Below are 23831 nucleotides of genomic sequence, written 5' to 3'. Positions count from 1 at the left end.
GCACCACCGCGACTTCGTCTGCAACCCGTTGGTTCTGCCATCATATCAGGCCATTTTCCCAGCCGCCATCGTGTTTCTCACACTTCAGACTATCAATTAGCCAGCGTCCGGATTTTCTCTTGAGCACAAACATCGTCTTACCACCAGGAAGAATGCATCCCCAAGATGTAATGACTTCAATCGTAGACTTGGTTCGTTCGACTACCGAATTGATGGTCTCCAGATTCACATCGAAGAATCTCCCGTCTCTTCCAATCATCGCTGGACCACCAGGATTTGTTCCATACTTTCTGTCACGTGGAAAAATGTAACGTTCAAAGATATCAATGTGGCGATCTATGAACTGCTCCGCAGTCATTCCTTCAACCAATGCTGCACGCGAAGGCGCCACATGCCTGCCGTCCTGCAATCGATCAAAGATAAACTTCTGAATTTCCCAATCATTGAGTTCAATTGCATAGCCAAAGACAACTCTTCGGCACTCTGCTTCGTCTTCAGGGGTCATAGAAACTCATGGGCAGAACGACACGCATCAGCGGGCCGGCGCGAGATGCGTTGATTTCAAAACCGACCCGACCGCCGGCTCCGTTACATGCGATGGTTATCCGAGGTCTTGACCTCGAGGGTTGGCATCACCTACAGCAGGTAAGCGAAACACAATTTTGTCTTTATCGGTCCAAGGCAAAGTGTCAATTCGACCGTCAGTTTCACAGTAGCTGAGTTTAGCAGCCCATGCGAATGTACGCGACACGGTTCGCCAGCCTCAGCAGCTTGATCAAACCCAGCAATCAAGTTTGGCGGCACGCTAGGATTAGTGAAGATTAGCGTTCATTAGTGTTCCCAACAGAGATCGAAAGAAGGAACACTAATAGACGCAAAACGACACAGATCACCCCGCCGCGAGGGATTGGGTGGCCATTCGGGTAAAGCACCGTTCGCGGCTGGGGTGCATCCGATGGTTCTGTCCCTATTTTTTAGAGCTTAAGTAGGTGACTCCACTTCGCTCTGTGTCGACTTTCGTATTAGGTAAAACCATTTGCAGCTTCTCCACGGACGCATCAGTCATCCTTGAATCTTCAATCCGTAAATCACGGAATGCTTCTAGTGATGAGAGGCATGGAACGCAGTCATCGGTGAAGTCGCTACGGATTCAATTCCTATTGCGGTTGACGATCTCCGCTTAATAGTACCGCTTGGTTAAGCTCAGTCTTCCTCCATTCCGAAGTCCAACCAATACAGTTCGGAAATGTCTTTCAAGTTGTAAGGCTTCTTGGCTTTGAAGACGTTCGACTTTCTTGAGTAGGACCATTCGACCGGTACGGGATCAATTTCGTACTCGTCCAACAGCGATGACTCCAAATCAGCCACTGCGCCAGTCTCCGTACTGAAATCGACTTTTCGCTTGGTGTTGAGAATCTCGCTACCGTCACTGCGTACTTTATCTGATTTCTTTCGGTCCTCTTCGGGTACCCAGTCATATGCATCCTCCGACGATCGCTGATATGATTCGATCAGTTTGCCCTTGTCGCAGAGCAGATAGGAAAAACCATCTTCTGTATCGAACGTCGAATAAACTACCGTATCTAACTTCTTGGAGAGTGACTGTGTATTTCCATACACATGAATCCCGGCCCGGAATGAACTGATTTGAAGCCAGGGTGAATGGATTCGCCGGAAAGCTTGTGACCGTCCACCATCAGGAATGTCTTTGTCCGCACGAGGCTCATTCAATGCTTCCAGTGGCGCAGATTTGAGTAGTTTGAAAATTCCTTTTCCTGCGGCCAAGGCGACGAATATGGAAGCGGTATCAGCTTTAATAAGCGCGGTCATTAACCACTCTTCATGATGCTTGCGATGCGGCGGATCGCCTTTTCGGAAAAGGAAGTTTGTCATCTAGATGTAGTTCCAGTCTCTATAGCGTAACGTCTACGATCGCCCCGCCGCGATTGATTGGTTGACCATTGAATTAAAGCACCGTTCGCGGCTGGGTGCATCGTTTGGTTCGTCGAGTATAACGGGTTACGACTGACCTTGGCACCAGGCGAAGCATTTGGATCGCCGAACAGTACTCCAAGCCGACATCAGCGCGCTGCCATTCTTCGACAGTCACCAATCCCGCCACTTGTGTATCTGATCCACGGCCTGCGGAAACTTCGCGGCACATGCGACCTGTTCGTACGCTTCGCAGAGGTCTTCTCGCTCGATCGTTGCGATGAAGTGATGTTCGGCGTCCAGTCGATTGAACTCCCGCACGGACTGCTTCAAGTGTTTCTTTACGATTCCAAGCGTGAGCTTGGGAAGGGATTGCAACCCGTTCACGAAGCTGGCCATTAAGAAACGGCACTCGCTGAGCGGCAGATTACAATCAGCAGCATCCCATGATTCAAACCAGTTTCGGTTGATCAGATCGTCGAGCGTCAGCGTACGCATCAATTCGGCACGAGCCTCGGCTCGCTTGCGCAGCATTTCCGCATGTTCTGCCGCCGCTTGAGCCTCGTCGCGCAAAAGGGCAGTACGATCATGATTCCACCGCCATTGCACGAGGGCGTCCAATGGCACACTCTGCCAACCGGAAAATGCGTCGCTTTTCGCCGCCAGGTCGTTCGCCGGCAGTTCAATTTGCCCGACAAGGATGAAATCATCGGGCATGGGGTCGTGGACCCAAACAATGCTCGGTGTGCACTGCCATTTATGGTGATCAAGGATCAGCGTCTCGCGCAGTTCTGGAATATCCAGCGACGGCACTTCGTTGCCCAACCAGGGAGTGGCCGCGATAAGTGCTCCCTGCGCGCCACCATGAAGCTGTCGGCGGAGAACCCTGCCGACTGCAAAACGACCATCACGCGTCGGCGCAGCGAAAACTGTTCCGGGCGGCGGAAAGTCTTGCTCGCAATACTTGGGTCTTCTCGACATGGATGTAGGCCGAACAGCGAATGTCACCGAGCACGCGCAGTTGACTCCGCCATTAGGGAAACCCTGTTCGCGTGCTTCGGTGGACGTCTTTGTTCCCGGGTTTTTCAGCACCCAGGCACTAAGGCTCAAATTATAGCGGACCAAGGTGCGATTGAACTAATCCACGACAGCCAGCGTTACCATGGACGGAGGCGACACAATCCTGGAAATCATCTTTATCAGAAAGTAAGCCATTACTGCCGCTGGTATCGCCGGAACAATATATTTGAATAATGGGCTGGCCTGTGGTGATGTGAGGACGGTATAAATAATCGCTACCTCACCTATCGCCAGCAGACCGAAATAGGTGGCCGGTCCCTGGATTGCCTTTCCTACAGGAAGCGTGTCTTCGGTTAGCTGAGTCTTTCTGGTGATTCTGGTACGCAGGGTCTCAAAGATGTCATCCACACTGTTCGAGGACTCGACTTTGAACGGAACTGGTTCGCCATGGTCTAGTTCGAACAGCTTAATAGAACTTGCAACCGTCATCTTCCGTATCGAATCAATATGCAGCAAATCTGGCTGACCAAAGGCAAGCATAGGATGCTGTCCCTTCAGTGCTTCTGTCAGTTGGTCGCGAGTACCCGCATCGCCAATGTTCATTACACAGTAAAGCCACTTGTGCTCTAAATGTAGAATATTGTGAAAAGTGTCGCTGCCAATTCCAGACTTCCACGTCCAAGTTTTGGCGTTTCGATCTCTTAATTCTGCAGGGTTGGGCAATTCTCTTTGCATGTTGAGTCTCGGGCGTTTCTAGGGCGGGACGACTTCGTCATTAAAGTAATGCAGGGCAACAGTTAAGTAAATATAGGCTGCAGCCTTAGCACTTCACCATGTCCAGTTCGGGATTGGCCCACTAAGCAGATGCAACTTTGCTTGGCCGCTTTGCCAGTTTCATAGGCGTGTCTGCATCAGCCCAAACCTATTGAACCACAGAGGCACAGAGTACACAGAGAGTTACAACTACGGTTTGTCGTTTGTCCGTTCTGCAGCATGTGGATCTTGAACCTGCCAACCATCTTCGCCGATCGCGAGTGCCGGTGCCTTACGGCGACCGGCAGAGATTCTACCGGCCCTTCAGGCACCCTTCAGGCCTGGACGTTCGCTGATGAGCGTTTACTCCTTCGATTCCAGACCAGCGGTCTGTGCAGTTAAGTTTCAATGCTCGGAGCGTTGGAGTCGAGCCAACTCAGTGTCCAGGCCTGAAAGGCCGATAGAACCTCTGCCGGTCGCCGTAAGGCACCGGCAGGCCGACAGCGCAACTGCCGGTACGACCAAGCTTAAGACTTAATTGATACATAAAGTATTGCGAGTATCTGACATCGGGAACGCCACCGATAACCCAGCGGCGGCAAAAAATATTGATTTCAGGAAACGCCCTATCCGCCGCTTGGGTTCAAAGCCATGTTCACGTGAAGCTACGTCGCCACAGCTTCGAATGTTATTCAACCGACTAATGAAACATCGTTTGGATCGTCCTTAAGTGGGAACGTTAGCGATCAGCCCGCCGCGAGGGATTGGTTCAGCGTGACCGAACCTGCAATATGACTTTGGTGCATCCGATGGTTCGCCACGTTTTACCCGCAGCCTCGAGCATCGATTGTCTTACCACGAAGGACACGAAGAGCACGAAGGAAATCAGAGCACAAAACGCTTGATGCCCTCTTCAAGTTTGGTCACATTGAAGTTCATCAGCAGTCCGATCTTTATTTCCGCCAATTTCCTATAGGTCAAATCGTCAAATTCCATCTTCGTGCTCTTCGTGTCCTTCGTGGTGCCTATCTTTACTCGGCCTGTCGATCACACCAAAAGTGGCGAACGACGGCAATCACCACGCCCGCGCTTTTGATCAACCATCAAGCAAAGCACCGTCGCGGGCTGTGGTGGAATTCTTTGTTCCCGATGTTTTTTGAACCCGGCAACGCGGCTCGGAGTATAGCCGGTCTGCAGTCGACGCCGCAACTGGTTTTGCCGATCGCCAGTTTCAAGCCATCTCGAAGCAGTGATAGGTGATTCCACTGCCATCCCTCGTCAGCATGGCAGATTGATCGGCATGTCTATCGCGGCATGTCGCGTTTGGTTGGTCTACTTTAACGGCGTCGGAGCAACGCATCGGTATTAGAGGGGCTTGACCGACCATCAAGGACAGCGACTACCTCGACGCTTGTTGTGACCAATCGGTAATAGATCAGAAAAGGATGGCGACTGGCGATCTTGCGGTGGTAGCCAAAATGTGTTTCATGAATGCCTGCTGTCTCGCGAAGCGATTCTATGTCCTCAAAGATACGTTGGTAAAAATAGTCGCCAGCGCCAAAACCTTGCCGGTCGTAGAAAGCTACGCCTTCGGCATTATCCCACTGCGCCTCATTGCGAACTTCGACGTTCATTGACCATCCGTTTTACTGCGATCATTGCCTCGGCAACTGACATGTTGGGTTCATTACTGGGATTTGCTGTGCGGTATGCAAGCACATCCCCGTGCCAGGCGGGAGAATTCAATGCGAGTGAATCAGCAGCCAAGCGCTGCCAAAGAAGATCAAAGGCGGCCTGCTGCTGCTCGGGGTTGAGTGTGTCAATAAAAGCTTCAATTTCCATAGCTCGTCTCCACTCTGCTATTCTAGCTCCGACTAGCGCCCATGTCGACACAGCGTGTTGGGCCGTCCCAGTGGACGAACGGTCGCAATCACCGCGGCCGCCGCGATTGATTGTTTAGTATGTTGGAGATGAGCGGCGGCTCCGGTGCATTGCCTAGTTCCCGATGTTTGGGCACCCAGGCAATCGAGCTTGCAGTATAGCCGGTCGACAATTGAAGCCGCAACTTCGCTTGGCTGCTTTGCCAGTTTCATAGGCGTGTCTGCATCAGCCAAAACCTATTAAACCACAGAGACACAGAGAACACAGAGAGTTACCACCACGGTTTATCGATTGTCCGTTCCGCAGGATGTCTTGAACTTGCCAACCACCTTTGTCGATCGCACGTGCCGGTGCCTGACGGCGACCGGCAAAGATTCTACCGGCCCTTCAGGCCTGGGCTCTGGCTGATGAGCGTTTACCCGCTTCGATCCCAGACCACCATGCAGCGCGGCTAAGTTTCAATGCTCGGAGCGTTGGAGTCAAGCAAACTCAGTGTCCAGGCCTGAAGGGCCGACACAACCTCTGCCGGTCGCCGTAAGGCACCGGCAGGCCGGCGGCGCAAGTGCCGGTACGAACAAGAGCAAGCATTAGTTGATGCATAAAGTATTGCGAGCATCTGACATCGGGAACGTCACCAATCACCCCGTCGCCGAGAGTGATTGACCATCAAGCAAAGCACCGTCGGCGACTGGGGTGCATTGGATTGTTCTGTCGTACCTCGACCGAAGGGTTGAGGTCTGGACAAATCAAGGGGCCGCCATCGCGCGCGAGAATGATGCAGCCACCATCAGTCGTCCGTCGTTCGTGTCAGTATAAAGCATGTCCACGGCCATTCCACATTGATTCGCCATTTCTCGGATCGCTCCATTGTCGTTTGCCGCAATGTGAATCCCTGTGTTTTCTGATTCGACGTGTGTTCCAGTTATGTTGCCGACCAGAATCATCGATGCCCAGCCAAGCCTCGCTACAGCACGTTGCGCGAAAGGCGATTCGACGTTGAACGAACCTAAACACCACGATTGCCAGGACACTTCATCCAATTGCGGAAGTTGGTCGGCAGATGGGGATTCAGTTGCGTGGCGTATAACCAAAAGCGTTTGAGTAATGACCTCGTGTGGCATTGATGCGTTAACGAACGACTCGACAAGATTGAAGGCCCAACGGACACATTGCGTCGGATTCCGTTCAGCAATCGCATTCGCAAAGCGAAGTGACCGGAAGTACGATTGTGTTGCGAATGCTTCAAGTACGTCGCGTGCGAGCGGATGCATTTCTTCACTGGTCATCATCACAGTGCCTCGCGACATAACGCCAGGCGTAACCCAGTCCGAAGGGATTGGGCAAACTCGAAAAGAGACGCTATTGAGGACTTGGGTTCACGCCTTTGTTCGTCGGCAATTTGAACCGGCTAGGAAGCTTCGATGTATTCGGCGACCGATGAAGGTTCTGGAATCTCCAAGCCGTCTTCACGCATTCCGTCGATATGCATGCGGATCGCTTCACGCATGCGATCTTCCACTTCGGATTTCGTAGCACCCGTTGCGACACAACCGGGCAGGTCAGGCGAAAACGCAGATAAGTTGTTCAGCGTCTTCTCGATGACGATCAAATACTTGGGTGTCATTGTTTTAGTCCTTCAGTCCGGCTTGCCGCAGAATGCTGTTCAGTGTGCCGGGAGCTAAGTCGTCCTTCGGATGCCCAGCGATAGTAACCCGCCCTGTTTTGGTTGGATGCTTGTATTGACGATGACTGCCCTTTTGAGAAACCAGGATCCAACCATCGTCTTCTATTATACGAAGAACTTCTCGAACAGTCACGACGCGAGATTCCTTGAGGATTTCAACAGGTTTATGGTCGACGAACGTTGACGATGACCAAGTCCGAAGGGATTGGGCATCCATTGAAAGTCGAGACTATTGAGGACTTTGGTCCATCGTGTTGTTCGTTGTTCTTTGCGGCATCGTCTTTGATTCACACACAACTAGGGGCGAGGTCTCTTGAAGTACAAGAGGGTCAAAGGGGCCCCATTCTGCGGCGCCGAACCCACCAATTCCCAGCCCTCTGCGCCTAATGTATTCAGTTGATCATCACGAGTATTGCTGGGAAGTTCAAGGACCTTATATTCCCATCTTGGAACGTTCGGAAAGTTGCCTTGCGATTGCGCTCGAATTGGCTCATTGTGTGAAATCGCAGCTAAAGCTAGGGCGATGAACCCGATAACCAATATACCCATTAAAGATCTCATTTTGGTCCTTCTTGTCTGATACGACGAACGTTTGCAATCACCGCGGCCGCCGGGATTGATTTTGTTAGTATGTTGGAGATGAGCGGCGGCTCCGGTGCATTGCCTAGTTCCCGATGTTTGGGCACCCAGGCAATCGAGCTTGCAGTATAGCCGGTCGACAATTGAAGCCGCAACTTCGCTTGGCTGCTTTGCCAGTTTCATAGGCGTGTCTGCATCAGCCAAAACCTATTAAACCACAGAGACACAGAGAACACAGAGAGTTACCACCACGGTTTATCGATTGTCCGTTCCGCAGGATGTCTTGAACTTGCCAACCACCTTTGTCGATCGCACGTGCCGGTGCCTGACGGCGACCGGCAAAGATTCTACCGGCCCTTCAGGCCTGGGCTCTGGCTGATGAGCGTTTACCCGCTTCGATCCCAGACCACCATGCAGCGCAGCTAAGTTTCAATGCTCGGAGCGTTGGAGTCAAGCAAACTCAGTGTCCAGGCCTGAAGGGCCGACACAACCTCTGCCGGTCGCCGTAAGGCACCGGCAGGCCGGCGGCGCAAGTGCCGGTACGAACAAGAGCAAGCATTAGTTGATGCATAAAGTATTGCGAGCATCTGACATCGGGAACGGTTGCGTTGACCGGGCCGCCGCAAATCAACATTGACTTCAAGAACGACGCGATCGGCGGCTCCGCGTCCAACGCTTTGTTCGCATCTCACTTGCTATCGGCCGATCCACTTTCCATAAAGTCTTTGGCGTAGCTATCTGTGTCACGAGAAGCTATGTAGTCGTTCCATTTTACAGTGTCATTTGGCCAACACCATACGGTCATAGGCCACGGTTTTCCGACATCGTCTCGCTCACCAATGATGTAGATGTTGTCCGGGCAATCCTTTTGGCAGATCATTCTCCAAAAATGCCTCTTCTCTTCTGTCCCTGGCACCAAATGGTTCAGGAAATATTTGTTTGCATGTACCTCACCTAGCGTGACCAGTGCGTCTCGATGGTACTCAAAGGCATCGTAGGATGCGCCAAGCGTGAACCCACGGAACCCTCCGCCGAGGTCTTCGTCATCAGCAAATGTCGCATCATAGTTGCGTTGCATCTGATAACGATGATACGACACCGAGATACTGCGCTGATTGACTATAGCAACAACACAGGCGAACGTGACGAACAACGATGCAATGACGATGAATTTCTTACGCATGACTGATGCGAACGGTGGCCATAACCCAGTCGCCGAGATTGATTTGGATTTAATGAACGACGCTAACGGCGACTTGGGTTCATGGCTTGGTTACGTCACAGTTTCCGGTAGTGGTCGTCCCGATTGAAGTATCGCAGATCTAAGTGCAGTGTCAAAGTCTTGATTTATGAAATCGTAAGTGATGCAGAAGCCCAGTCCATCGTGTTGGCATGAGTCATCCGCCAAAGCCATCCAGAATCGGTAACCGTCGTCATCATGTCGGTCCCAGTGAATGTCACAACAGCGTTGGATTAACGTTTCCCCATCAATCCGGCCCTGAAGATAGTCATCGATTACCCCACGTTCGTATTCCTGGGTTAGTGTTGACGCATCCAACAAATCGATAAGGTTCAATTCGCGAAGTACATTTGCCGTCAAACGTTCCCGATCACTGTTGGCCAGTTGTCGGTCAGTCAGGCGACGAATAGAGTCAGAGTCGTGCCCCGCGTCGAGCAACGCCATTGCCCAGTCAGCCGCGTCATCAGCGGGTGGCTTGTGTCGCGACCACAGATAGGCGATTGTTCGGTCCATGTTTGTGACGTAACGCCAAAAATCACGCGGTTGCGGCCAGGTGACTTACCATCAGGACACGCGCGATCCGCAACTCGCGTGCATTTTTTTGTTACCCGATTCAAGGCGGCTGAACCGCGTCGCCAATCCAAAACTTGGTCGAACGGTCTCCGAGTTCGATGTGAGGTGGAATTGCCGGTGATTTGATGCCAAATGGTCCGCGATCAAATCGTTTGTAGTATAGCCTTTCATCGTCTGCGGTGAAACGTCCACAACAACGCAAGTGTATGTACGTAAGATTTTGATCAACCGCCCCAACGCTAATGTCGATCCACTGAGGAACACGCCCGTCACGGTAGAGGTATCGGATGCAGTCATCGCGCCCCATTTCGACGTAATCATGAGTGTGATCAAGCGAGTCATCCGGGTACACAACGTCGTCAGGCTCGCAGTGTTCGTCGTAGGATTGATTGGGGAAAACGCGATACGTCATGCTGTCGGGCAATTCGTCGAGCACCATCGATCGCGCAAAGGCGATTGCGTCAGCTGTTGAAGTGTCGAGTAACGTTTCGAAGTCCGAGAGCAACATAGGTTTCAGTCGGGTAACGGTAGCGTTGACCATCGTCGCGTCGATCGATTGACCATTGAAAAAGCGGCGGCCAACGCGACTGTGGTCCAACGCTTTGTTCCCGATGTTCTTTAGCACCCAACAATACGGCTTGGAGTATAGCCCGTATGCAATCGAAGCCGCAACTGATTTCTGCTGATCGCCAGATTCTTGCTGTGTCTGAGTTGGGCGAGAGATTTATTCTTGCTGAGTAACGACACCACGAAGTTTTTCATTTAGGCACACCACAGCCATGATCAGATTCGGAATCGCAATGCAAGACACCGCGAATAGCATTGTGTCCAGTCCAAGGAAACCCGACGTACCACTGATTTGAACGCCGTTCACTGCAAGCATTACCAAAGCCGCGATTGCCAACCCAATCGGTAGCCCGAACAACCATGCGTTTAGAATTAGAAATCGATACAACCAACGGTGTTTACGCGGCGCGACCTTTGAGTCTGCGACAACCGGAGCGTATGCATTTTCGTCTGTCATGGATTGGACCTGATGCAGTCTCTCTGATCGTGCGTTAAGTCTGTAGCGTTTGACAGCGGGAACGATGGCGTTGACCATCGCCGCGTCAATTGATTGACCATTGGAAAAGGGGTCCCCAACGCGGCTGTGGTCCAACGCGTTGTTATTCTCTCTTGCCGACGCAAGGGTTTAAGCCATCAATGAGTATACTCAATTATTGGATCACCATTATCCAGTGAGAAGTTAACATTTGGAGCCTCAAATAGAGACCACTCCGGTCCGCCACGCGACTGGAGTACACATCGATTTTCAAAGTGCAAGCATAGGTCGCCGCCGATAACGCTAGTCGCGCATGTGATCGTCGCGTGCAAGAGCAGGCGCGTTACAGCCGCCTCCGCACCGGGAGCATTTCGTTCAACTGTGCCTTCTGACGCTGTCAAAAGAAACCAATCGTAACCCACGAATACATTTCGACAGCACTTGACGCGTCCGCTACGCGGATAAGCACCAATTTGGTCGCCAACTTCCAAGTACATCGCGAGATAATCGCCAAACCAAACTCGCGCAACAGTTTCCCCGTAGAAACGCGCGAGGCACCCACACAACTCGTCCCAAGTGCCCGCTTTTCTAGTGAATGCCATAATTGACGATCATCATTTTGCATTGAATAACGGCGGCGATCAGCCGGTTCGAGCGGTTGATCAAATAGTAAGCTGGGGACGATCGAGAACTCGGTTGCATCGCTTTGTTCCCGATGTTTTTCGGCACCCGGCAACACGGCTTGAAGTATAGCCGGTATGCAATCGAAGCCGCAACTACGTTCCGCCGATCGCCAGTTTCATCAGTGTGCAGGATTACGAAAGACAGATTGAACCACAGAGGCACGGAGACACAGAGAAGAGCAACCGCCGTTGCCGATCGTTGTTCTCGCTGCGTGTCTTTTCTAGCACCCACCGATTCTGAGCTGTCCGATTCGCAGTAATCTCCGAAGTAAATCACCCCAATGCAGCTTCTGATGATCCAAGACGCATTTGTCTTCAGCATGGAAGCACGTCCAGTGTCCCTGCGGCCCCACCGAGCTTGCTCGGTGGACCGGTGACTTCTTCGGCTAGAGTGCTAGCCAGAAAGTCGTGCTCCCACCGACACAAGGTCGGTGGAGAGCCCATCGCACATTAGTTTACGGATCAAGTATTTGACAGCGGGAACGACCGCCGTAACCGGGCACGAACGGAAGACTATAAGTTCAGTTGCCGCGTGAATGAGTGCTCCGGTTCACGGCTTGGTTATTTGGCTGGATCCGATGACGCGTGCCGAAGGTTCAGTATAGTGGATGATACCTGTGTGGAAAATGACTGTCAGCGGTTCACGGTCAAATCGGGGTCGGCCATGTAGAACAAATTGTCGTGCTTGATGATTGTGCCATCAGCAATCAGTTTGTCAAACCAAGCATCGACTCGATCGGAAATGTGTTTGTCGTTGCCGCGATTGTCAAAGTCACCGGCCATGATGTGTGTGAAGATTCGCCATGAGTCAAATCCATCTGGACGCCCTGACTCGGAGTAGTCGTAATCGATGTACAAGTCAGAGGTTTTAATTTCGAGGCCATAGCCGTGAGGGCGAAAAACATCTGCAAACGGATTTGCGGCGTAGGCGTTACGTATTTGAGTGAAGCTGGTTGCCCATTCAAGAGCACGGATGTCCGTTGGGAATCCCAGTTTAGATGCGACAAGCGACTTGGCCCGGCGTTGATCAGCAATGAAGGCTTGGAGTAGTGCGAGATTCATTGCCTGTGCCAAATAACGCTAGTCGTCACCAAGTTCGCGCAGGTGACGCTACCCTATCAAAAGCACCTGACCGCGAACTTTGGTGCACGACCTTGTTATTTGCCACTAGCTGTCAGATTGCCCGACGATAATTTCCCAACCTTCACCACTTTCGAAGTCGCGGAGTAGGATTGCGGGCTTTCCGTTTCGACCCGCGTAATTTGGATCGTGATAAATGCCACACTGGTAAATAGGTCTACCTAGCGAGTCAGCAATACCAATTCCATTAGAACGATTCGAAACCACAAGCGACACTCCTGGTATTGAACCGGCTTGCTCAATTGTAATAGATGACTCATCTCGATTCACCTGCATGGTTATTCGAGGTTTACCATCATTTCCGTAAATACAAATCTGCGCGCAATCCTCTTTCGCTCCTGCCAGTGACATTGAGGCGCGTTCTTTGCCCTTCTCATCAACCACTGAAAAGTACTTCGCGCTAACGACATCAGCATGAATCGCGACAAGTTCCCTCGGGTCGTTTAAGGATTGCTTTTTCTTCGCCATCACCCGTCTTCTGGCAAATAACGAGTGCGTTGACCATCGCCGCGTCGATTGATCAACCATTGAAAAATGGGTAGCCAACGCGGCTATGGTCCAACGCGTGGTTATCCGCGTTTCATTTCAACGTAGCCAAATAGTCATCGAACGTGTCATACGTGGACAACACAAGGTGATCGTCGATCGTTAGGTACTTGCCGCGATTCGCAAGCAGTGCATTCCACAAAGTTTCAGCCACTGTCAGTGATACGGCGCATCGTAGCACATTTTCGCAGCCATCTCGATCAACGAATTGAAAATGGCATTCGCAATCGTCATGTGATGATAGCGTCGTTCCTGCGTTTATCGCGCATTCGAAGTCAACGATCGAGTGAATGGCGTCGATAAAGCCAACGGTCGTATCAATACTCTGCGGCCCTGCTAAGTGATCAGGCAGTTCAGGCATCGTATCGGCGTAGATGTGTTTTATAAGTATCTGAGAACCACCGGGCACGAGTCTCAGTCCCTCGGACGTTGTGTAGTCGCCAAGGTAAAGGCAATGCTTACCGTCGCGAAAGTCGTAGAGATAGACGCTTGGAGGACTCATGTTCATCGGGGATAACGACGGCGGTAACCCAGTCGCCGCGTTTGATGTTGATTCAAGGGACGACACAATCGGCGACTTGGGTTCACCGCTTTGTTATCGATCTTCTTTCTGCGCGTCATTGAGGCGTGCCCTCGTTATCAGCGTGCCAAAAAGGAATCCGAAAAGACCGACAGCAAATACCGAGTGGTAGTATAGCATTTCTTTGAGATTACTGTACTCGGTTGATCCGGTGGTGACCCCGAGTTGCAGCATAGTCGAGATGATCATTTGCGAAGCAACCTCCAGGTGAGTCGCTGTCGCTATCGCGAAGACGACAAAAGCGAAGTGTGAAGTTGATCTCCGGTCAAACGCAAGCACAGCGGCTAAGGCAATAGATATTACGCAGAGCAGTTTGACAGCGGTCGCAATTTCGGTTGTCGGATAGCGCAGTGAGCTAATCGCCAATGCCACGTACACCATGACCCATCCAATTGTAACAATCCTGAATTGCATTTCACGAACAGTCGCAAATTTGAGCTTGTTTTCGATAACGCTGGCATTCATCGAGTCGCCGGGGTAGAGCCACCATCAGGAAGCGGCTGATCGGCGACTTCGATGCAATGCTTTGTTCGTTGCTTAGGTTGGATGATAGGACGCCCTGACTCACGTGCCCGTTTGCGAGCGGCTTCCACGTACGCATGAAGATCACCGTTGTGCTCTGCTAGTAGCTTTTGTCTCGTTGCGTGTATTTCATCCAGTATTGGGTTAGATGTCATCGTCTGGGTCTCCGAGAAATTGAGCAGGAGTGCAAATCAAAATCCGAGGCAGCTGCAGATCGTCCAGGAGTCGATAGAGTCTTGGAAGTTCTGTTGCGTTAGCGATGTGCCGGCAATTCTGCGTTCAGAGGATATTCTACTCCAGCAAGTACAGCAGAGGCTACGTGCAAAGCGTCTAATCTGGCTTTGGGTGGCATCATGCATCCCGACACGATCTTGTCGGCAATGGCTTCAAGTTCAGGATCAGGCAACAGAAGGCCTACATTTTGCAATGCGCTCAGCCTTCGTGTGGCTGCATCTGGATCACCTCTCGATGCTTCATCAATCACGAATTGAGACGTCACCAACCTATATTTCGGCGCTTCGAATTCGAGCCACTGCTTGGCTTGATCCTGCAATACGGCGATCGCTGGGTTATGCTCGGCCAAGCGGTCGCGTGGCTGATGACCGATGTTTCGATGTAGACGGTATCCATGTCCGTATTCTATCGCAACGAACGGTTCGCAATCACCGCGGCCGCCGGGATGATTTCGTTAGTAAGTTGGAGATGACCGGCGGCTCCGGTGCATTGCCTGGTTCCCGATGTTTTGGCACCCAGGCAATCCAGCTTGCAGTATAGCCGGTCGACAATTGGAGCCGCAACATCTGCATCGGCCAAGGCTGATTGAACCACAGAGGCACAGAGAACACAGAGGAATACCACCACGGTTTATCGATTGTCCGTTCGGCAGCATGTCTTGAACTTGCCAACAACCTTCGCCGATCGCGCGTGCCGGTGCCTGACGGCGACCGGCAGAGATTCTACCGGCCCTTCAGGCCTGGACGTTCGCTGATGAGCGTTTACTCCTTCGGTTCCAGACCAACAGTCTGCGCAGCTAACTTTCAATGCTCGGAGCGTTGGAGTCAAGCAAACTCAGTGTCCAGGCCTGAAGGGCCGACACAACCTCTGCCGGTCGCCGTAAGGCACCGGCAGGCCGGCGGCGCAAGTGCCGGTACGAACAAGAGCAAGCATTAGTTGATGCATAAAGTATTGCGAGCATCTGACATCGGGAACGGTTCGCAATCACCGCGGCCGCCGGGATGATTTCGTTAGTAAGTTGGAGATGACCGGCGGCTCCGGTGCATTGCCTGGTTCCCGATGTTTTGGCACCCAGGCAATCCAGCTTGCAGTATAGCCGGTCGACAATTGGAGCCGCAACATCTGCATCGGCCAAGGCTGATTGAACCACAGAGGCACAGAGAACACAGAGGAATACCACCACGGTTTATCGATTGTCCGTTCGGCAGCATGTCTTGAACTTGCCAACAACCTTCGCCGATCGCGCGTGCCGGTGCCTGACGGCGACCGGCAGAGATTCTACCGGCCCTTCAGGCCTGGACGTTCGCTGATGAGCGTTTACTCCTTCGGTTCCAGACCAACAGTCTGCGCAGCTAACTTTCAATGCTCGGAGCGTTGGAGTCAAACCAACTCAGTGTCCAGGCCTGAAAGGCCGACAGAACCTCTGCCGGTCGCCGTAAGGCACCGGCAGGCCGACAGCGCAACTGCCGGTACGAACAAGAGCAAGCATTAATTGATGCATAAAGTATTGCGAGCATCTGACAGCGGGAACGATTGAAATCACGCGGTTGCGGCCATGTGATTCACCATCAGGAAACGCGTGATCCGCAACTCGCGTGCATTTCTTTGTTATTTTGCAGTGTCCACAGTGCTGTTGGCGATTGTGATGGTCACTGCGTTCGATTCTCCAGTCCCGCGCCAAATCGGTGTTATTCCAGCAAACCGAGATCGCTTTGCAAGAAAGTCGTACCAGTCTGTGTCGCGATCTACATGATACACGTATTTGACTGAGTATTCACCGTTGGGAAGGATGATGTTCCACAGACTTTCAGCTGTCGGCACTGGATTGATGTTAGCGAGCAGATCGAATGCGATTCTGGATTTGGGAGTGAGCACGAAGTCGTCAAGCGGAGTAGATATCAGTACGCGGGTTCCCCATTCGGCAGCGATGTCACCATTCGCAGTGTAGAACCGTAGTCCGCGACATTGCGGGTATTGCAGCAAGAAGCGGTCGGTCGCACCGAGAAACGCCACCCTAAAGATAGCAGGGCGAGACAATGCATCGATTAGTTCCAATTCAATCTGCACTGTTAGTTCATGGCCTTAAGCAAAATAACGCCACCGATAACCCAGCGGCGGCAAAAAATTTGTGATGTCAGCAAACGCCTGATCCGCCGCTTGGGTTCATCGGATTGTTCGTCCGCGTTCTAAGCGCGACCAGGAAGTGAAAGTGTGTTTTCGACTTCGACAGCGATTGGCTCCCAAGCCTGTCGAAATCGTATCCTATCAGAATCAGTATCTTCATCCCCGAACAATGTGTTGGAAACACTTGTTTCCAATCGCTCTGCTCCAATTGACACCATTAATCGGTAGTCAGGCGCATCGTCCGCTGTTCCCTCATAGCTAGAGCGGAGCCCTCGAATAAGGTTAGCCACATCGGCGATCCTCGCGTCAGAAAAGTCCAGTTGGAATGTCCTGCTCCTACGAGACTGGCCCTCGTACCAGTAAGCAACTACAGTCGCGAAACCTCCCTCGGCCGTCATTGTCCATTGCAGATGATGCGTGGATACTCCGTCGCAATTTTGGGCAATCAGTTTCATGATTGAGCGGACGAACGACCTGCCGTAACCGGGCACGCGCCAGTACGGCTTCCATTTCTAAACGCCGGATCGCGTGCTCCGGTTCACGGCTTTGTTCTGTCGCGCCGTTTATGTCCTTCCCATTGTACGACAATGTCGGCGACACGAGTCAATGCCAGTCATGTCCACACCACAAGCACTGCCGTGCTTTGGGAGTCGCCACCAATCGCGAACATTGTGGACATCGATTGATGACAATTTGTAATGCTAATTCCTTCACAATTCGTTCCCGAACGCGCCGTCGGAATGCATCCGATCCATCCGCAAGCGCAGCAAACACATTTGGGTTGTTCTTCGCGTTCCAACGTTGTCGAAGCAATGTAGCCATCTGTTCGCTTGTATGCTCTGCTTTTGATTCCGCGAGCAGCGTCTTGTCGGTTAATGCTTCGAGCGGTGTGAGCAGATGGCAATAGTTGTGCCAGACATACGCCGTAAGCTGCTGTTCATCATCATAGGAAGCAACATCGTGTGGCATGGCAATGTCGGTTGCAAGTTAGCGACAGAACGACGGCGGTAACCGGGCCGCCGCCAAAAACTATGATTTCAAATCCGGCGTCATCGGCGGCTCCGGTTCACCGCTTTGTTCGCTGATCTTCTGTCGCACCCAAGGATCGAACAAGCCGGGATCGAAACCCTCAGGAGCAACGATCAACCGAAGTTCGTATTCAGAATTAGGCGCAAAGTCGCGTGAGAGGTCAATCGTGGACCCAGTTTTGGAATTAGCCAATCGTGAGTCGATGAGGTCGGCCAGTTTTGCAAATTCACAGCGAGGCGCAAAAATCGCATTCGAATTGAATCCTCGTTCGTCGGGATTGTTCATGATCTTCAGATAGCCGTAGGGGCCATAGTGATCGTGCTCGCATCGGACATCGTTGCGAGGGTCTGAAGCAAACTGTCTTAGAATCCTCGCGAATCGCGACAGTCCCTTCGGGGAGCCGGTTAGGATCCAAATGCGATGATCGTCGTCCACGTCGTAGTGGAATCCGAGGTCACGCCATTCTTCGATTGTCGCGGTGACGATGTTCATGGTTCTCAGCGAACGTTAGTGTTCACGCGGTTGCCGCGCATGAGCTTCCATTACGTAAACGCGATTTCGGCAACTCGCGTGCAACACTTGGTTCGTCCATTTTGTTTTCGGTTTGACCTAGTTCAGTGAAGCCCGTTTCGCCCAACACTTCTTGGCAATTGCGATAATCGCCAGTTGAATCGCGAAGGCAATCAACATCAGCAGTAAGATCGCGAGCGGTCCGGGCAAATAGTCGCGAATGGTCGTTGGGACTGTAATGCCTATCAGCATTGTCAACAGTACACCCATAACGTACCAGTAGGTTCGTGGACTTTCCGGGAACTCGGTGAGACTGCCCCAATACGATTGGACCAGTCCAAAAAAAGTGAGTGTAATGCCCAATGCAAACAGATATGCTGTTTGATTCATCCATGGAAGCGCGATGCCGGAAAGTGCACAGCCTGACCAAACTACTGCTTGGCTTTCAAATCCACTCTTGGTCAATTGCGCCATAGTGTTGGTCTCGGCTGTGAAGGACGAACGTCCGGGTTCAGCGAGCCCGAGCAAGTGGCTCAACGCAAGTCACACCGGCCCATCGAGGGCTTAGTCTGCAACCCTTTGTTCTGTGATCTTAATTGGTTTTGGATTGGATTTGTTGTGCATGAGCGATTTCCCTCGCTATACTGATGATTTCAATCGCTCCTTCGTGCACGTTAGGCTCGTTTTTAGCGTAGAAGTAATTGACCCCATCTACGGATACGATCGCGGGGTTATGTCCGCCCTCCCTTACCAACACTCTGGTTTCGGTTTGGTCGAGATGCTCAATGACCGCCTCGGCCACGAGCGGGGTCACGTGTTCATAGATGTTGCCGTAATATGTGTCGGGAACCAGTCGACGGTATATCTCATCCTGCCGCTCGATCGGAATACGTACGGCTTTTGTCGTCCCGGCCTCGTATCCACCCCATGGATGCAGAAATACTGTGATGGATTTTGGTTGTGCAAGAATGGGTGTCGGAAGAGGTGTATTCCTGGCAAAGTTGACGAAGCAATAGGTGGCAAACACGCCAAGACCAAACCCCAACAGAATGCAGGCAACGTATCTCATTTGGTGTTGGTGTGTTGCTTCCATCGATCTCAGAACGGCAGACGTCACCGAGCACGCGCGGTGATGTCGACCATCGAAGAAACGATTGTTCGCGTGCTTCGGTGCACGTCTTTGTTCGTCCTGATTTTATACTATGGCGAGACTTCCGGAACGGATACTCGCACTAGAAAATCTCCATCGATTGTGATGTCCGCGGTCGATTCGGTAGCATCCCAGATCATCGATATGGGACAGCCACGCAGGGGTTTTGTTCTCTCTTTGGTATTGAGTTTCACCGTCGTGGAGCGAAGCGTGTTGCCAGTTGGTTTATCGATCAGCGTGATCACGTAGTTTCCCGCGAAGGTTTCATCCATCGGTGCAAATATAGTGAGAGTGTATTTCCCAGACGGAGAGTCCTCTACATGGCCACCCATGAAATGAGGCGTAAAGAAAATCCACCAAAGACACCACAACGCTACTGCAGTTACAAGCCCTGCTACGAACGATTTGCCTTTGAGTGTGGACAACAATCAGCTTCCATTCGATGAGTGGTTTGCCTCTGCAAGGACGAACTTGTTCTTATCCCAGTTGGGGTTTGGATAACCGGATTTTGGGGTCTTATCCCTGGTTTGTCAACTTAATTATCCCCGGTTGAGCGGCACTTATCCCAGTTTCGTCCAACCAGGGATAAGTAATTATCCCCGTTTGCGGCAACAAAATAGGCAGACTAGACGACATGGGACGACGTAGGAATGTTGGTCGATCCACCATCGTTCAAGAATATTTCTTAACTCCCTACATTGGGTAGTTGACATGACCGATATCGTTAGTTCAACTCCTTTGCGACAAGTGTTTCTGTCAAGTCTGTTTTGTGTCGCATGTCAATTGTCTTCAACTCTGAGTTGTCGCCTTTGAGTGAGATCGAGCGCGAACCCTTATTCGGTTCAGCGGAATCTAAGTTCGAACGCAATGGCGTCAACTAAGCTCCTGGGAGGATTGCGATGGGGAACCCGCACGGACGTAACCAATCACGCCAGCTGCCAGTTTGCAGCCTAACGAGAGACCCGAACATTACGCCCGCTTTTGGTTCTCGGCGATGGCCCGTTTCCACCGCGTGCCAAATCCAGAAACCTGGGAGTTCAGCGAGGCAGATCTCATTGCATTTTTGCGATCCAAGTTGAAAGCCAATGTCCCAGCCTGGAAACGGCTGAAGATCGTGGAAGGCGTCATTTGGTATCGCGACCACGTGCGCAAAACCTCCTTGCCACGTCTGGAGCTTGTGCGTGCCAAGTTGCAACAAATTGCATCACAAGAGGCCGGAAGCGACCTGGCGACAATCGAAGACGTAGTCGGCAAGATAAATCCGCGTGAACCCGACGTAATCCAAGTCTTACGTAGAAAGCTGAGAATGCAAAGGAGAGCTTTCAACACAGAGAAAGCCTATGTTCAGAAAATCCGAGCCTTTATGCTGGATCGCGGTTTGAAGTGCCTCGAGGATTTCAATGGCATCGGCGCGTCAGATGTGGAGGCTCACCTGACAGATTTGGCAGTTGATGGCGACGTCGCTCCTTCCACCCAAGACCAAGCGTTTTATGCACTCCTGTTTCTTTTTGAACAGGTTCTCGAACGTGATTTTGGGAAGATCAATGCTATTCGCTCGAACAAGACCGCAAGAATACCGACGGTAATGAGCCAAGAGGAAGTCGTGCGCATACTGTCGGCGCTCGACGGAGTGTATCTGGTCATCGGGCAACTGTTGTATGGATGCGGCATGCGAATCAGCGAATGTTTGCGATTGAGAGTGAAAGATTTCGATTTCGATCAAGGCCTGATCGAAATTCACAGTTCCAAAGGTGATAAGAGTCGCTTTGCGCCATTGCCCAATCAACTTGTTGACGCTTTACGGCGACTCGTTCAAACACGTAGCAAGCTGCACGAGCTCGATTTGGCCAACGGTGAAGCGTCCGTCTGGCTGCCGCACGCGCTCAGCCGAAAATATCCGTCGGCACACCAAGAATTCAAATGGCAATTCCTCTTTGCTTCCTCAAAATTCTCACGGGACCCCAAAAGCGGCAAGCGGCATCGACATCATCTTCACAGCAACACATTTCCCACACATTTGCGTAACGCTGTTAAGCTCGTCGGGCTCAATAAGCATGTGACTTCGCATACCTTTCGACATTCCTTTGCAACTCACCTACTACAGGACGGGACAGACATCCGAACGATCCAAGAACTGCTAGGTCATAACGACATCTCGACGACGATGATTTACACACATGTCCTTAACCGTCCAGACATCCGCGTTGTGAGCCCGCTTGATCGCTTGCGGACAAAGCCTGATACGACAAACAATTAGACCCGCGAAAAATGTCGGGTCTACCTTTACGGCAACTACCAACTGCGCTGCACGACTGGGCACAAGAACGAAAGACTGCGCCGCACCAATACTTTATATATAAAGTATTTAGCGAGTAATCCTTTGGAAACTACCAGCGAACGTCGTTGGGCAATTCGCCATCGGAGCGATGGCCCAGTTGCTGCAGGACTTTGGGTTCGACGTTCATGGAGATGAAAGTCACTGAGCCATCGGCCATGGCGAATTGAGCGCCTCCGGTGTGATGGCTGCTGAAGCCGCCAACTTCGAGCGGATTAGGCGGCGGGATGGGGGTACTGGGCAGTGCGGCATTGGTTCTAAACTGGCTGCCGCTAATCGGAGTGCCAGTGTTGCGGAGCGTGGCCCGCGTGCCCGAGACCCAGCTCAAACTCTGCGGCTCAGCGATCTTCTCACCGATCAGAATCGTATGCGACGTGCCATCTTCGATCTCGGCGAATCGCACGTGACTGTTGAGGAACATCAGGCCCGTGTTGTTGGCATCGATGGGGGCTTCTGCATGATGATGACAGCCCGCATAACTACTGTCGTAGACCGTCACATTGTCAATCTGCAGTTGATTGACGAAGGGATCGCTGGGACACATCAGCACGGAGATGTTCTGCTTGCGGACCGGCGAGTTGAAGTTGGAATAAGCACCTTCAGCTTGATCAAACTTGCGAAAGGCAGCTTTCTGCTCCATGTAGGGCAGGATCAACACGGTCCAGCTGACATGCTGACCAATGGCTTCGCTGCGGATCGGTCCCGACGGATTGATCGAGCCGGCCGGCAGATGCTCCATGTTGAATTCATAGTGATGTAGCGCCAGGCCAAGTTGTCCCACGTTGTTGGAACACTGGCAACGCCTGGCCGCCTCACGGGCCGCTTGGACTGCGGGCAGCAACAAGCCTACCAGGATACCGATGATCGCGATCACCACCAGCAACTCAACCAGCGTAAACGCGGTGCGCATGCGTGACATATTGAACACTCCGATTAACTTAGTTTGGAATAGTGTATTGAAATTTCAAGGTGCGTTGCAGTGGGCCAAAATGGTGAGTCACCGCCTCCAGGCGGCTGCTCACACGGATATCAAACTCTCGGTCACCCGCGCCACTGGGTGCCGCCTGGATCTCTACTTCGCAGCCCGAGTAGGTGGCGAGCTTCAAATCAGGTTGCCATTTCTCACCTCGATATTGATCGTCCTGGGTCAGTCGCTGCACCGCCCGCCGCGCGCCAGCTTCGCCCAGCAACTGCACTTGAACCAGTTGATGAGCCAGCCGCGCTTCGCGACGACCTCGCAACGCCGACTGCAGCGCCACCGAGACCATCGCGCTGCAGACGACCATACAAGCTAAGACGCCGATGATGATCGTCCCAGAGCGAGGTTTGCGCTTTTGGCGGGTGGCACTGGCTATGCGCAGCATTGCCAGTGCATGGAACGAAGTGGTGCGGTTGGCGAGCCTGCTGGAGCAGCCAACGTAAGCGAAGTTGTGGTCGCACCTGTCGGGGGACGCTGGTGGGACCGGTTTGATCTTTTGGGAATGAACCATCGCCTGAGTGCTCACTAACTTCGATTTCCTTGGATTATGCAACCGCCGGCCGAATATCAAACGCTTCGTTTTGAGCACTGGCAATGCTGCGCATAGCCAGTGCCACCCAGAACCCTTAACGCCGATTGATCACTGCGCCGACGTGTGCTTCTAAACGTTTCTCTTGGTCGATCACCCGCCATAGGTTCAAGTCCACCATCCCAGCTTCGATGGTAATCTCCGCTCGGTGCTCGGCGGACAGTTGATAACTTTCAAAGGTCGTCGGCTGGGCGTCGACGGACGGTCGCCCGAGTCGCTCGACCCGTCCCGCACGGAATGCATAGGTAACTTGCGAGCCATCGGGCAGCGAAAGTTTCAAATTGTTAAGCTCTTCACGATCAATATTTTCAGTGGCAATATTTTGAGTGGTACTATTTTCGGCGGCAACCTTCTCAATGGCCGCACTGGTGGCTGCATGGACATGGCTGCGCAAGTCATCGATCAAGCGTGCGACCACACGCTGATGATCACCGCGATCACGATTGAGGTCGGACAACTGCATGGTTTGCTGAACGACTTTGATCCCCAGCAGCAGCAGCGTTACGCCGGCAATCATCGTGACCAACAGTTCAATCAGCGTGAAGCCCTTGGAGCGACGGTGAGTTCTTAGCACGTGGACACATCCAATTCGGGATTAGGGCACTCTTCGTGTCAGGGCAAACTAAGCCCCGAACGAACTAAAGATTCTATGAAAGAAAATATGGGAAGCTCTACGGACAGATTTTCGTTGGTGCGGGACTACCGC

29 protein-coding genes are annotated in these 23831 nt (G+C 52.1%); 3 read left to right on the top strand and 26 right to left on the bottom strand.

The window, feature by feature from the left end:
* Positions 1-40 precede the first annotated feature (40 nt).
* The 13 genes from SH573x_RS11250 to SH573x_RS11190 all read right to left on the bottom strand — a co-directional run bounded on the left by SH573x_RS11250 (position 41) and on the right by SH573x_RS11190 (position 10260).
* The gene (locus SH573x_RS11250) at positions 41-505 is read right to left on the bottom strand and encodes a hypothetical protein (RefSeq protein ID WP_479355048.1); all 465 of its coding nucleotides are present in this window, start codon (positions 503-505) and stop codon (positions 41-43) included.
* Between the two features lie 96 nt (positions 506-601).
* Positions 602-751 carry a hypothetical protein gene (locus SH573x_RS11245; protein WP_479355047.1) on the bottom strand — a complete coding sequence of 50 codons (150 nt, stop codon included), beginning with the start codon at positions 749-751 and terminating at the stop codon, positions 602-604.
* Between the two features lie 452 nt (positions 752-1203).
* On the bottom strand, positions 1204-1893 hold the full coding sequence (locus tag SH573x_RS11240; protein WP_479355045.1) for a hypothetical protein: 690 nt from the start codon (positions 1891-1893) through the stop codon (positions 1204-1206).
* Between the two features lie 213 nt (positions 1894-2106).
* On the bottom strand, positions 2107-2757 hold the full coding sequence (locus SH573x_RS11235) for a hypothetical protein (protein WP_479355044.1): 651 nt from the start codon (positions 2755-2757) through the stop codon (positions 2107-2109).
* A 312-nt stretch (positions 2758-3069) separates the two neighbouring features.
* On the bottom strand, positions 3070-3687 hold the full coding sequence (locus SH573x_RS11230; protein ID WP_479355042.1) for a hypothetical protein: 618 nt from the start codon (positions 3685-3687) through the stop codon (positions 3070-3072).
* Between the two features lie 1355 nt (positions 3688-5042).
* Positions 5043-5339 carry a type II toxin-antitoxin system RelE/ParE family toxin gene (locus tag SH573x_RS11225; protein WP_479355040.1) on the bottom strand — a complete coding sequence of 99 codons (297 nt, stop codon included), beginning with the start codon at positions 5337-5339 and terminating at the stop codon, positions 5043-5045.
* Positions 5317-5547, bottom strand: coding sequence for a hypothetical protein (locus tag SH573x_RS11220; protein ID WP_479355039.1), 231 nt, complete (start codon positions 5545-5547; stop codon positions 5317-5319). Before SH573x_RS11220 ends, SH573x_RS11225 begins: the two co-directional genes overlap by 23 nt.
* Positions 5548-6332: 785 nt before the next feature.
* Positions 6333-6875, bottom strand: coding sequence for a hypothetical protein (locus SH573x_RS11215; protein WP_479355037.1), 543 nt, complete (start codon positions 6873-6875; stop codon positions 6333-6335).
* A gap of 119 nt (positions 6876-6994) precedes the next feature.
* Positions 6995-7210: a type II toxin-antitoxin system HicB family antitoxin gene (locus SH573x_RS11210; RefSeq protein ID WP_479355035.1), complete on the bottom strand. Its 216-nt coding sequence runs from the start codon at positions 7208-7210 to the stop codon at positions 6995-6997.
* A 4-nt stretch (positions 7211-7214) separates the two neighbouring features.
* Positions 7215-7403, bottom strand: coding sequence for a type II toxin-antitoxin system HicA family toxin (locus SH573x_RS11205; protein ID WP_479355034.1), 189 nt, complete (start codon positions 7401-7403; stop codon positions 7215-7217).
* A gap of 1134 nt (positions 7404-8537) precedes the next feature.
* Positions 8538-9032 (bottom strand): hypothetical protein, encoded by a 495-nt coding sequence (locus SH573x_RS11200; protein ID WP_479355032.1) that lies wholly within the window; start codon positions 9030-9032, stop codon positions 8538-8540.
* A 90-nt stretch (positions 9033-9122) separates the two neighbouring features.
* On the bottom strand, positions 9123-9602 hold the full coding sequence (locus SH573x_RS11195) for a hypothetical protein (protein ID WP_479355031.1): 480 nt from the start codon (positions 9600-9602) through the stop codon (positions 9123-9125).
* Between the two features lie 100 nt (positions 9603-9702).
* Positions 9703-10260, bottom strand: coding sequence for a hypothetical protein (locus tag SH573x_RS11190; protein WP_479355029.1), 558 nt, complete (start codon positions 10258-10260; stop codon positions 9703-9705).
* Between the two features lie 329 nt (positions 10261-10589).
* On the opposite strand from SH573x_RS11190, the gene SH573x_RS11185 reads away from it, so the two are divergent.
* Complete coding sequence (locus SH573x_RS11185; protein WP_479354122.1) at positions 10590-10724, top strand: hypothetical protein; 135 nt, start codon at positions 10590-10592, stop codon at positions 10722-10724.
* Between the two features lie 1296 nt (positions 10725-12020).
* On the opposite strand, the gene SH573x_RS11180 is transcribed toward SH573x_RS11185, so the two are convergent.
* The 4 genes from SH573x_RS11180 to SH573x_RS11165 all read right to left on the bottom strand — a co-directional run bounded on the left by SH573x_RS11180 (position 12021) and on the right by SH573x_RS11165 (position 14118).
* Positions 12021-12449 (bottom strand): DUF6896 domain-containing protein, encoded by a 429-nt coding sequence (locus SH573x_RS11180; RefSeq protein WP_479355028.1) that lies wholly within the window; start codon positions 12447-12449, stop codon positions 12021-12023.
* Positions 12450-12554: 105 nt separating this feature from the next.
* A complete protein-coding gene (locus tag SH573x_RS11175; protein ID WP_479355027.1) occupies positions 12555-12995 on the bottom strand; it encodes a hypothetical protein in 441 nt (146 codons plus the stop codon).
* 112 nt (positions 12996-13107) lie between these two features.
* Positions 13108-13575: a hypothetical protein gene (locus SH573x_RS11170; RefSeq protein ID WP_479355026.1), complete on the bottom strand. Its 468-nt coding sequence runs from the start codon at positions 13573-13575 to the stop codon at positions 13108-13110.
* A 93-nt stretch (positions 13576-13668) separates the two neighbouring features.
* Positions 13669-14118, bottom strand: a complete 450-nt coding sequence (locus SH573x_RS11165) for a hypothetical protein (protein ID WP_479355025.1) — start codon at positions 14116-14118, stop codon at positions 13669-13671.
* Positions 14119-14662: 544 nt separating this feature from the next.
* Here SH573x_RS11165 and SH573x_RS11160 point away from each other — a divergent pair.
* Complete coding sequence (locus SH573x_RS11160) at positions 14663-14794, top strand: hypothetical protein (protein WP_479355024.1); 132 nt, start codon at positions 14663-14665, stop codon at positions 14792-14794.
* 1223 nt (positions 14795-16017) lie between these two features.
* On the opposite strand, the gene SH573x_RS11155 is transcribed toward SH573x_RS11160, so the two are convergent.
* From SH573x_RS11155 to SH573x_RS11130, 6 genes are all read right to left on the bottom strand, one after another.
* Positions 16018-16476, bottom strand: coding sequence for a hypothetical protein (locus tag SH573x_RS11155; protein ID WP_479355022.1), 459 nt, complete (start codon positions 16474-16476; stop codon positions 16018-16020).
* A gap of 660 nt (positions 16477-17136) precedes the next feature.
* Positions 17137-17502: a hypothetical protein gene (locus tag SH573x_RS11150; RefSeq protein WP_479354138.1), complete on the bottom strand. Its 366-nt coding sequence runs from the start codon at positions 17500-17502 to the stop codon at positions 17137-17139.
* Positions 17503-17562: 60 nt separating this feature from the next.
* Positions 17563-18054 carry a hypothetical protein gene (locus SH573x_RS11145; RefSeq protein ID WP_479355020.1) on the bottom strand — a complete coding sequence of 164 codons (492 nt, stop codon included), beginning with the start codon at positions 18052-18054 and terminating at the stop codon, positions 17563-17565.
* 117 nt (positions 18055-18171) lie between these two features.
* On the bottom strand, positions 18172-18546 hold the full coding sequence (locus tag SH573x_RS11140) for a hypothetical protein (protein ID WP_479354119.1): 375 nt from the start codon (positions 18544-18546) through the stop codon (positions 18172-18174).
* A 118-nt stretch (positions 18547-18664) separates the two neighbouring features.
* A complete protein-coding gene (locus tag SH573x_RS11135) occupies positions 18665-19141 on the bottom strand; it encodes a hypothetical protein (RefSeq protein WP_479355018.1) in 477 nt (158 codons plus the stop codon).
* 131 nt (positions 19142-19272) lie between these two features.
* Positions 19273-19494: a hypothetical protein gene (locus SH573x_RS11130; protein WP_479355016.1), complete on the bottom strand. Its 222-nt coding sequence runs from the start codon at positions 19492-19494 to the stop codon at positions 19273-19275.
* A 722-nt stretch (positions 19495-20216) separates the two neighbouring features.
* On the opposite strand from SH573x_RS11130, the gene SH573x_RS11125 reads away from it, so the two are divergent.
* Positions 20217-21479, top strand: a complete 1263-nt coding sequence (locus tag SH573x_RS11125; protein WP_479355015.1) for an integron integrase — start codon at positions 20217-20219, stop codon at positions 21477-21479.
* A 130-nt stretch (positions 21480-21609) separates the two neighbouring features.
* Here SH573x_RS11125 and SH573x_RS11120 read toward each other — a convergent pair whose 3' ends face one another.
* From SH573x_RS11120 to SH573x_RS11110, 3 genes are all read right to left on the bottom strand, one after another.
* On the bottom strand, positions 21610-22476 hold the full coding sequence (locus SH573x_RS11120; protein ID WP_479355013.1) for a DUF1559 family PulG-like putative transporter: 867 nt from the start codon (positions 22474-22476) through the stop codon (positions 21610-21612).
* 19 nt (positions 22477-22495) lie between these two features.
* Entirely contained in the window at positions 22496-22921 is a 426-nt protein-coding gene (locus tag SH573x_RS11115) for a hypothetical protein (RefSeq protein ID WP_479355011.1), read from the bottom strand.
* Positions 22922-23162: 241 nt separating this feature from the next.
* Positions 23163-23699: a PulJ/GspJ family protein gene (locus SH573x_RS11110; protein ID WP_479355009.1), complete on the bottom strand. Its 537-nt coding sequence runs from the start codon at positions 23697-23699 to the stop codon at positions 23163-23165.
* Positions 23700-23831: the final 132 nt, after the last annotated feature.

The organism is Rania fehmarnensis (assembly GCF_056494185.1).
This window is presented reverse-complemented; position numbering and strand designations above follow the sequence as displayed.

Excerpts from the sequence above, each read along its gene's own strand:
- SH573x_RS11250 (WP_479355048.1), bottom strand. The coding sequence starts at position 505 with ATGACCCCTGAAGACGAAGCAGAGTGCCGAAGAGTTGTCTTTGGCTAT.
- SH573x_RS11240 (WP_479355045.1), bottom strand. The coding sequence starts at position 1,893 with ATGACAAACTTCCTTTTCCGAAAAGGCGATCCGCCGCATCGCAAGCAT.
- SH573x_RS11230 (WP_479355042.1), bottom strand. The coding sequence starts at position 3,687 with ATGCAAAGAGAATTGCCCAACCCTGCAGAATTAAGAGATCGAAACGCC.
- SH573x_RS11225 (WP_479355040.1), bottom strand. The coding sequence starts at position 5,339 with ATGAACGTCGAAGTTCGCAATGAGGCGCAGTGGGATAATGCCGAAGGC.
- SH573x_RS11220 (WP_479355039.1), bottom strand. The coding sequence starts at position 5,547 with ATGGAAATTGAAGCTTTTATTGACACACTCAACCCCGAGCAGCAGCAG.
- SH573x_RS11215 (WP_479355037.1), bottom strand. The coding sequence starts at position 6,875 with ATGATGACCAGTGAAGAAATGCATCCGCTCGCACGCGACGTACTTGAA.
- SH573x_RS11210 (WP_479355035.1), bottom strand. The coding sequence starts at position 7,210 with ATGACACCCAAGTATTTGATCGTCATCGAGAAGACGCTGAACAACTTA.
- SH573x_RS11200 (WP_479355032.1), bottom strand. The coding sequence starts at position 9,032 with ATGCGTAAGAAATTCATCGTCATTGCATCGTTGTTCGTCACGTTCGCC.
- SH573x_RS11195 (WP_479355031.1), bottom strand. The coding sequence starts at position 9,602 with ATGGACCGAACAATCGCCTATCTGTGGTCGCGACACAAGCCACCCGCT.
- SH573x_RS11185 (WP_479354122.1), top strand. The coding sequence starts at position 10,590 with ATGCGTTTAGAATTAGAAATCGATACAACCAACGGTGTTTACGCGGCG.
- SH573x_RS11180 (WP_479355028.1), bottom strand. The coding sequence starts at position 12,449 with ATGAATCTCGCACTACTCCAAGCCTTCATTGCTGATCAACGCCGGGCC.
- SH573x_RS11175 (WP_479355027.1), bottom strand. The coding sequence starts at position 12,995 with ATGGCGAAGAAAAAGCAATCCTTAAACGACCCGAGGGAACTTGTCGCG.
- SH573x_RS11170 (WP_479355026.1), bottom strand. The coding sequence starts at position 13,575 with ATGAGTCCTCCAAGCGTCTATCTCTACGACTTTCGCGACGGTAAGCAT.
- SH573x_RS11165 (WP_479355025.1), bottom strand. The coding sequence starts at position 14,118 with ATGAATGCCAGCGTTATCGAAAACAAGCTCAAATTTGCGACTGTTCGT.
- SH573x_RS11150 (WP_479354138.1), bottom strand. The coding sequence starts at position 17,502 with ATGCCACACGATGTTGCTTCCTATGATGATGAACAGCAGCTTACGGCG.
- SH573x_RS11145 (WP_479355020.1), bottom strand. The coding sequence starts at position 18,054 with ATGAACATCGTCACCGCGACAATCGAAGAATGGCGTGACCTCGGATTC.
- SH573x_RS11140 (WP_479354119.1), bottom strand. The coding sequence starts at position 18,546 with ATGGCGCAATTGACCAAGAGTGGATTTGAAAGCCAAGCAGTAGTTTGG.
- SH573x_RS11135 (WP_479355018.1), bottom strand. The coding sequence starts at position 19,141 with ATGAGATACGTTGCCTGCATTCTGTTGGGGTTTGGTCTTGGCGTGTTT.
- SH573x_RS11130 (WP_479355016.1), bottom strand. The coding sequence starts at position 19,494 with ATGGATGAAACCTTCGCGGGAAACTACGTGATCACGCTGATCGATAAA.
- SH573x_RS11125 (WP_479355015.1), top strand. The coding sequence starts at position 20,217 with ATGGCCCGTTTCCACCGCGTGCCAAATCCAGAAACCTGGGAGTTCAGC.
- SH573x_RS11120 (WP_479355013.1), bottom strand. The coding sequence starts at position 22,476 with ATGTCACGCATGCGCACCGCGTTTACGCTGGTTGAGTTGCTGGTGGTG.
- SH573x_RS11115 (WP_479355011.1), bottom strand. The coding sequence starts at position 22,921 with ATGCTGCGCATAGCCAGTGCCACCCGCCAAAAGCGCAAACCTCGCTCT.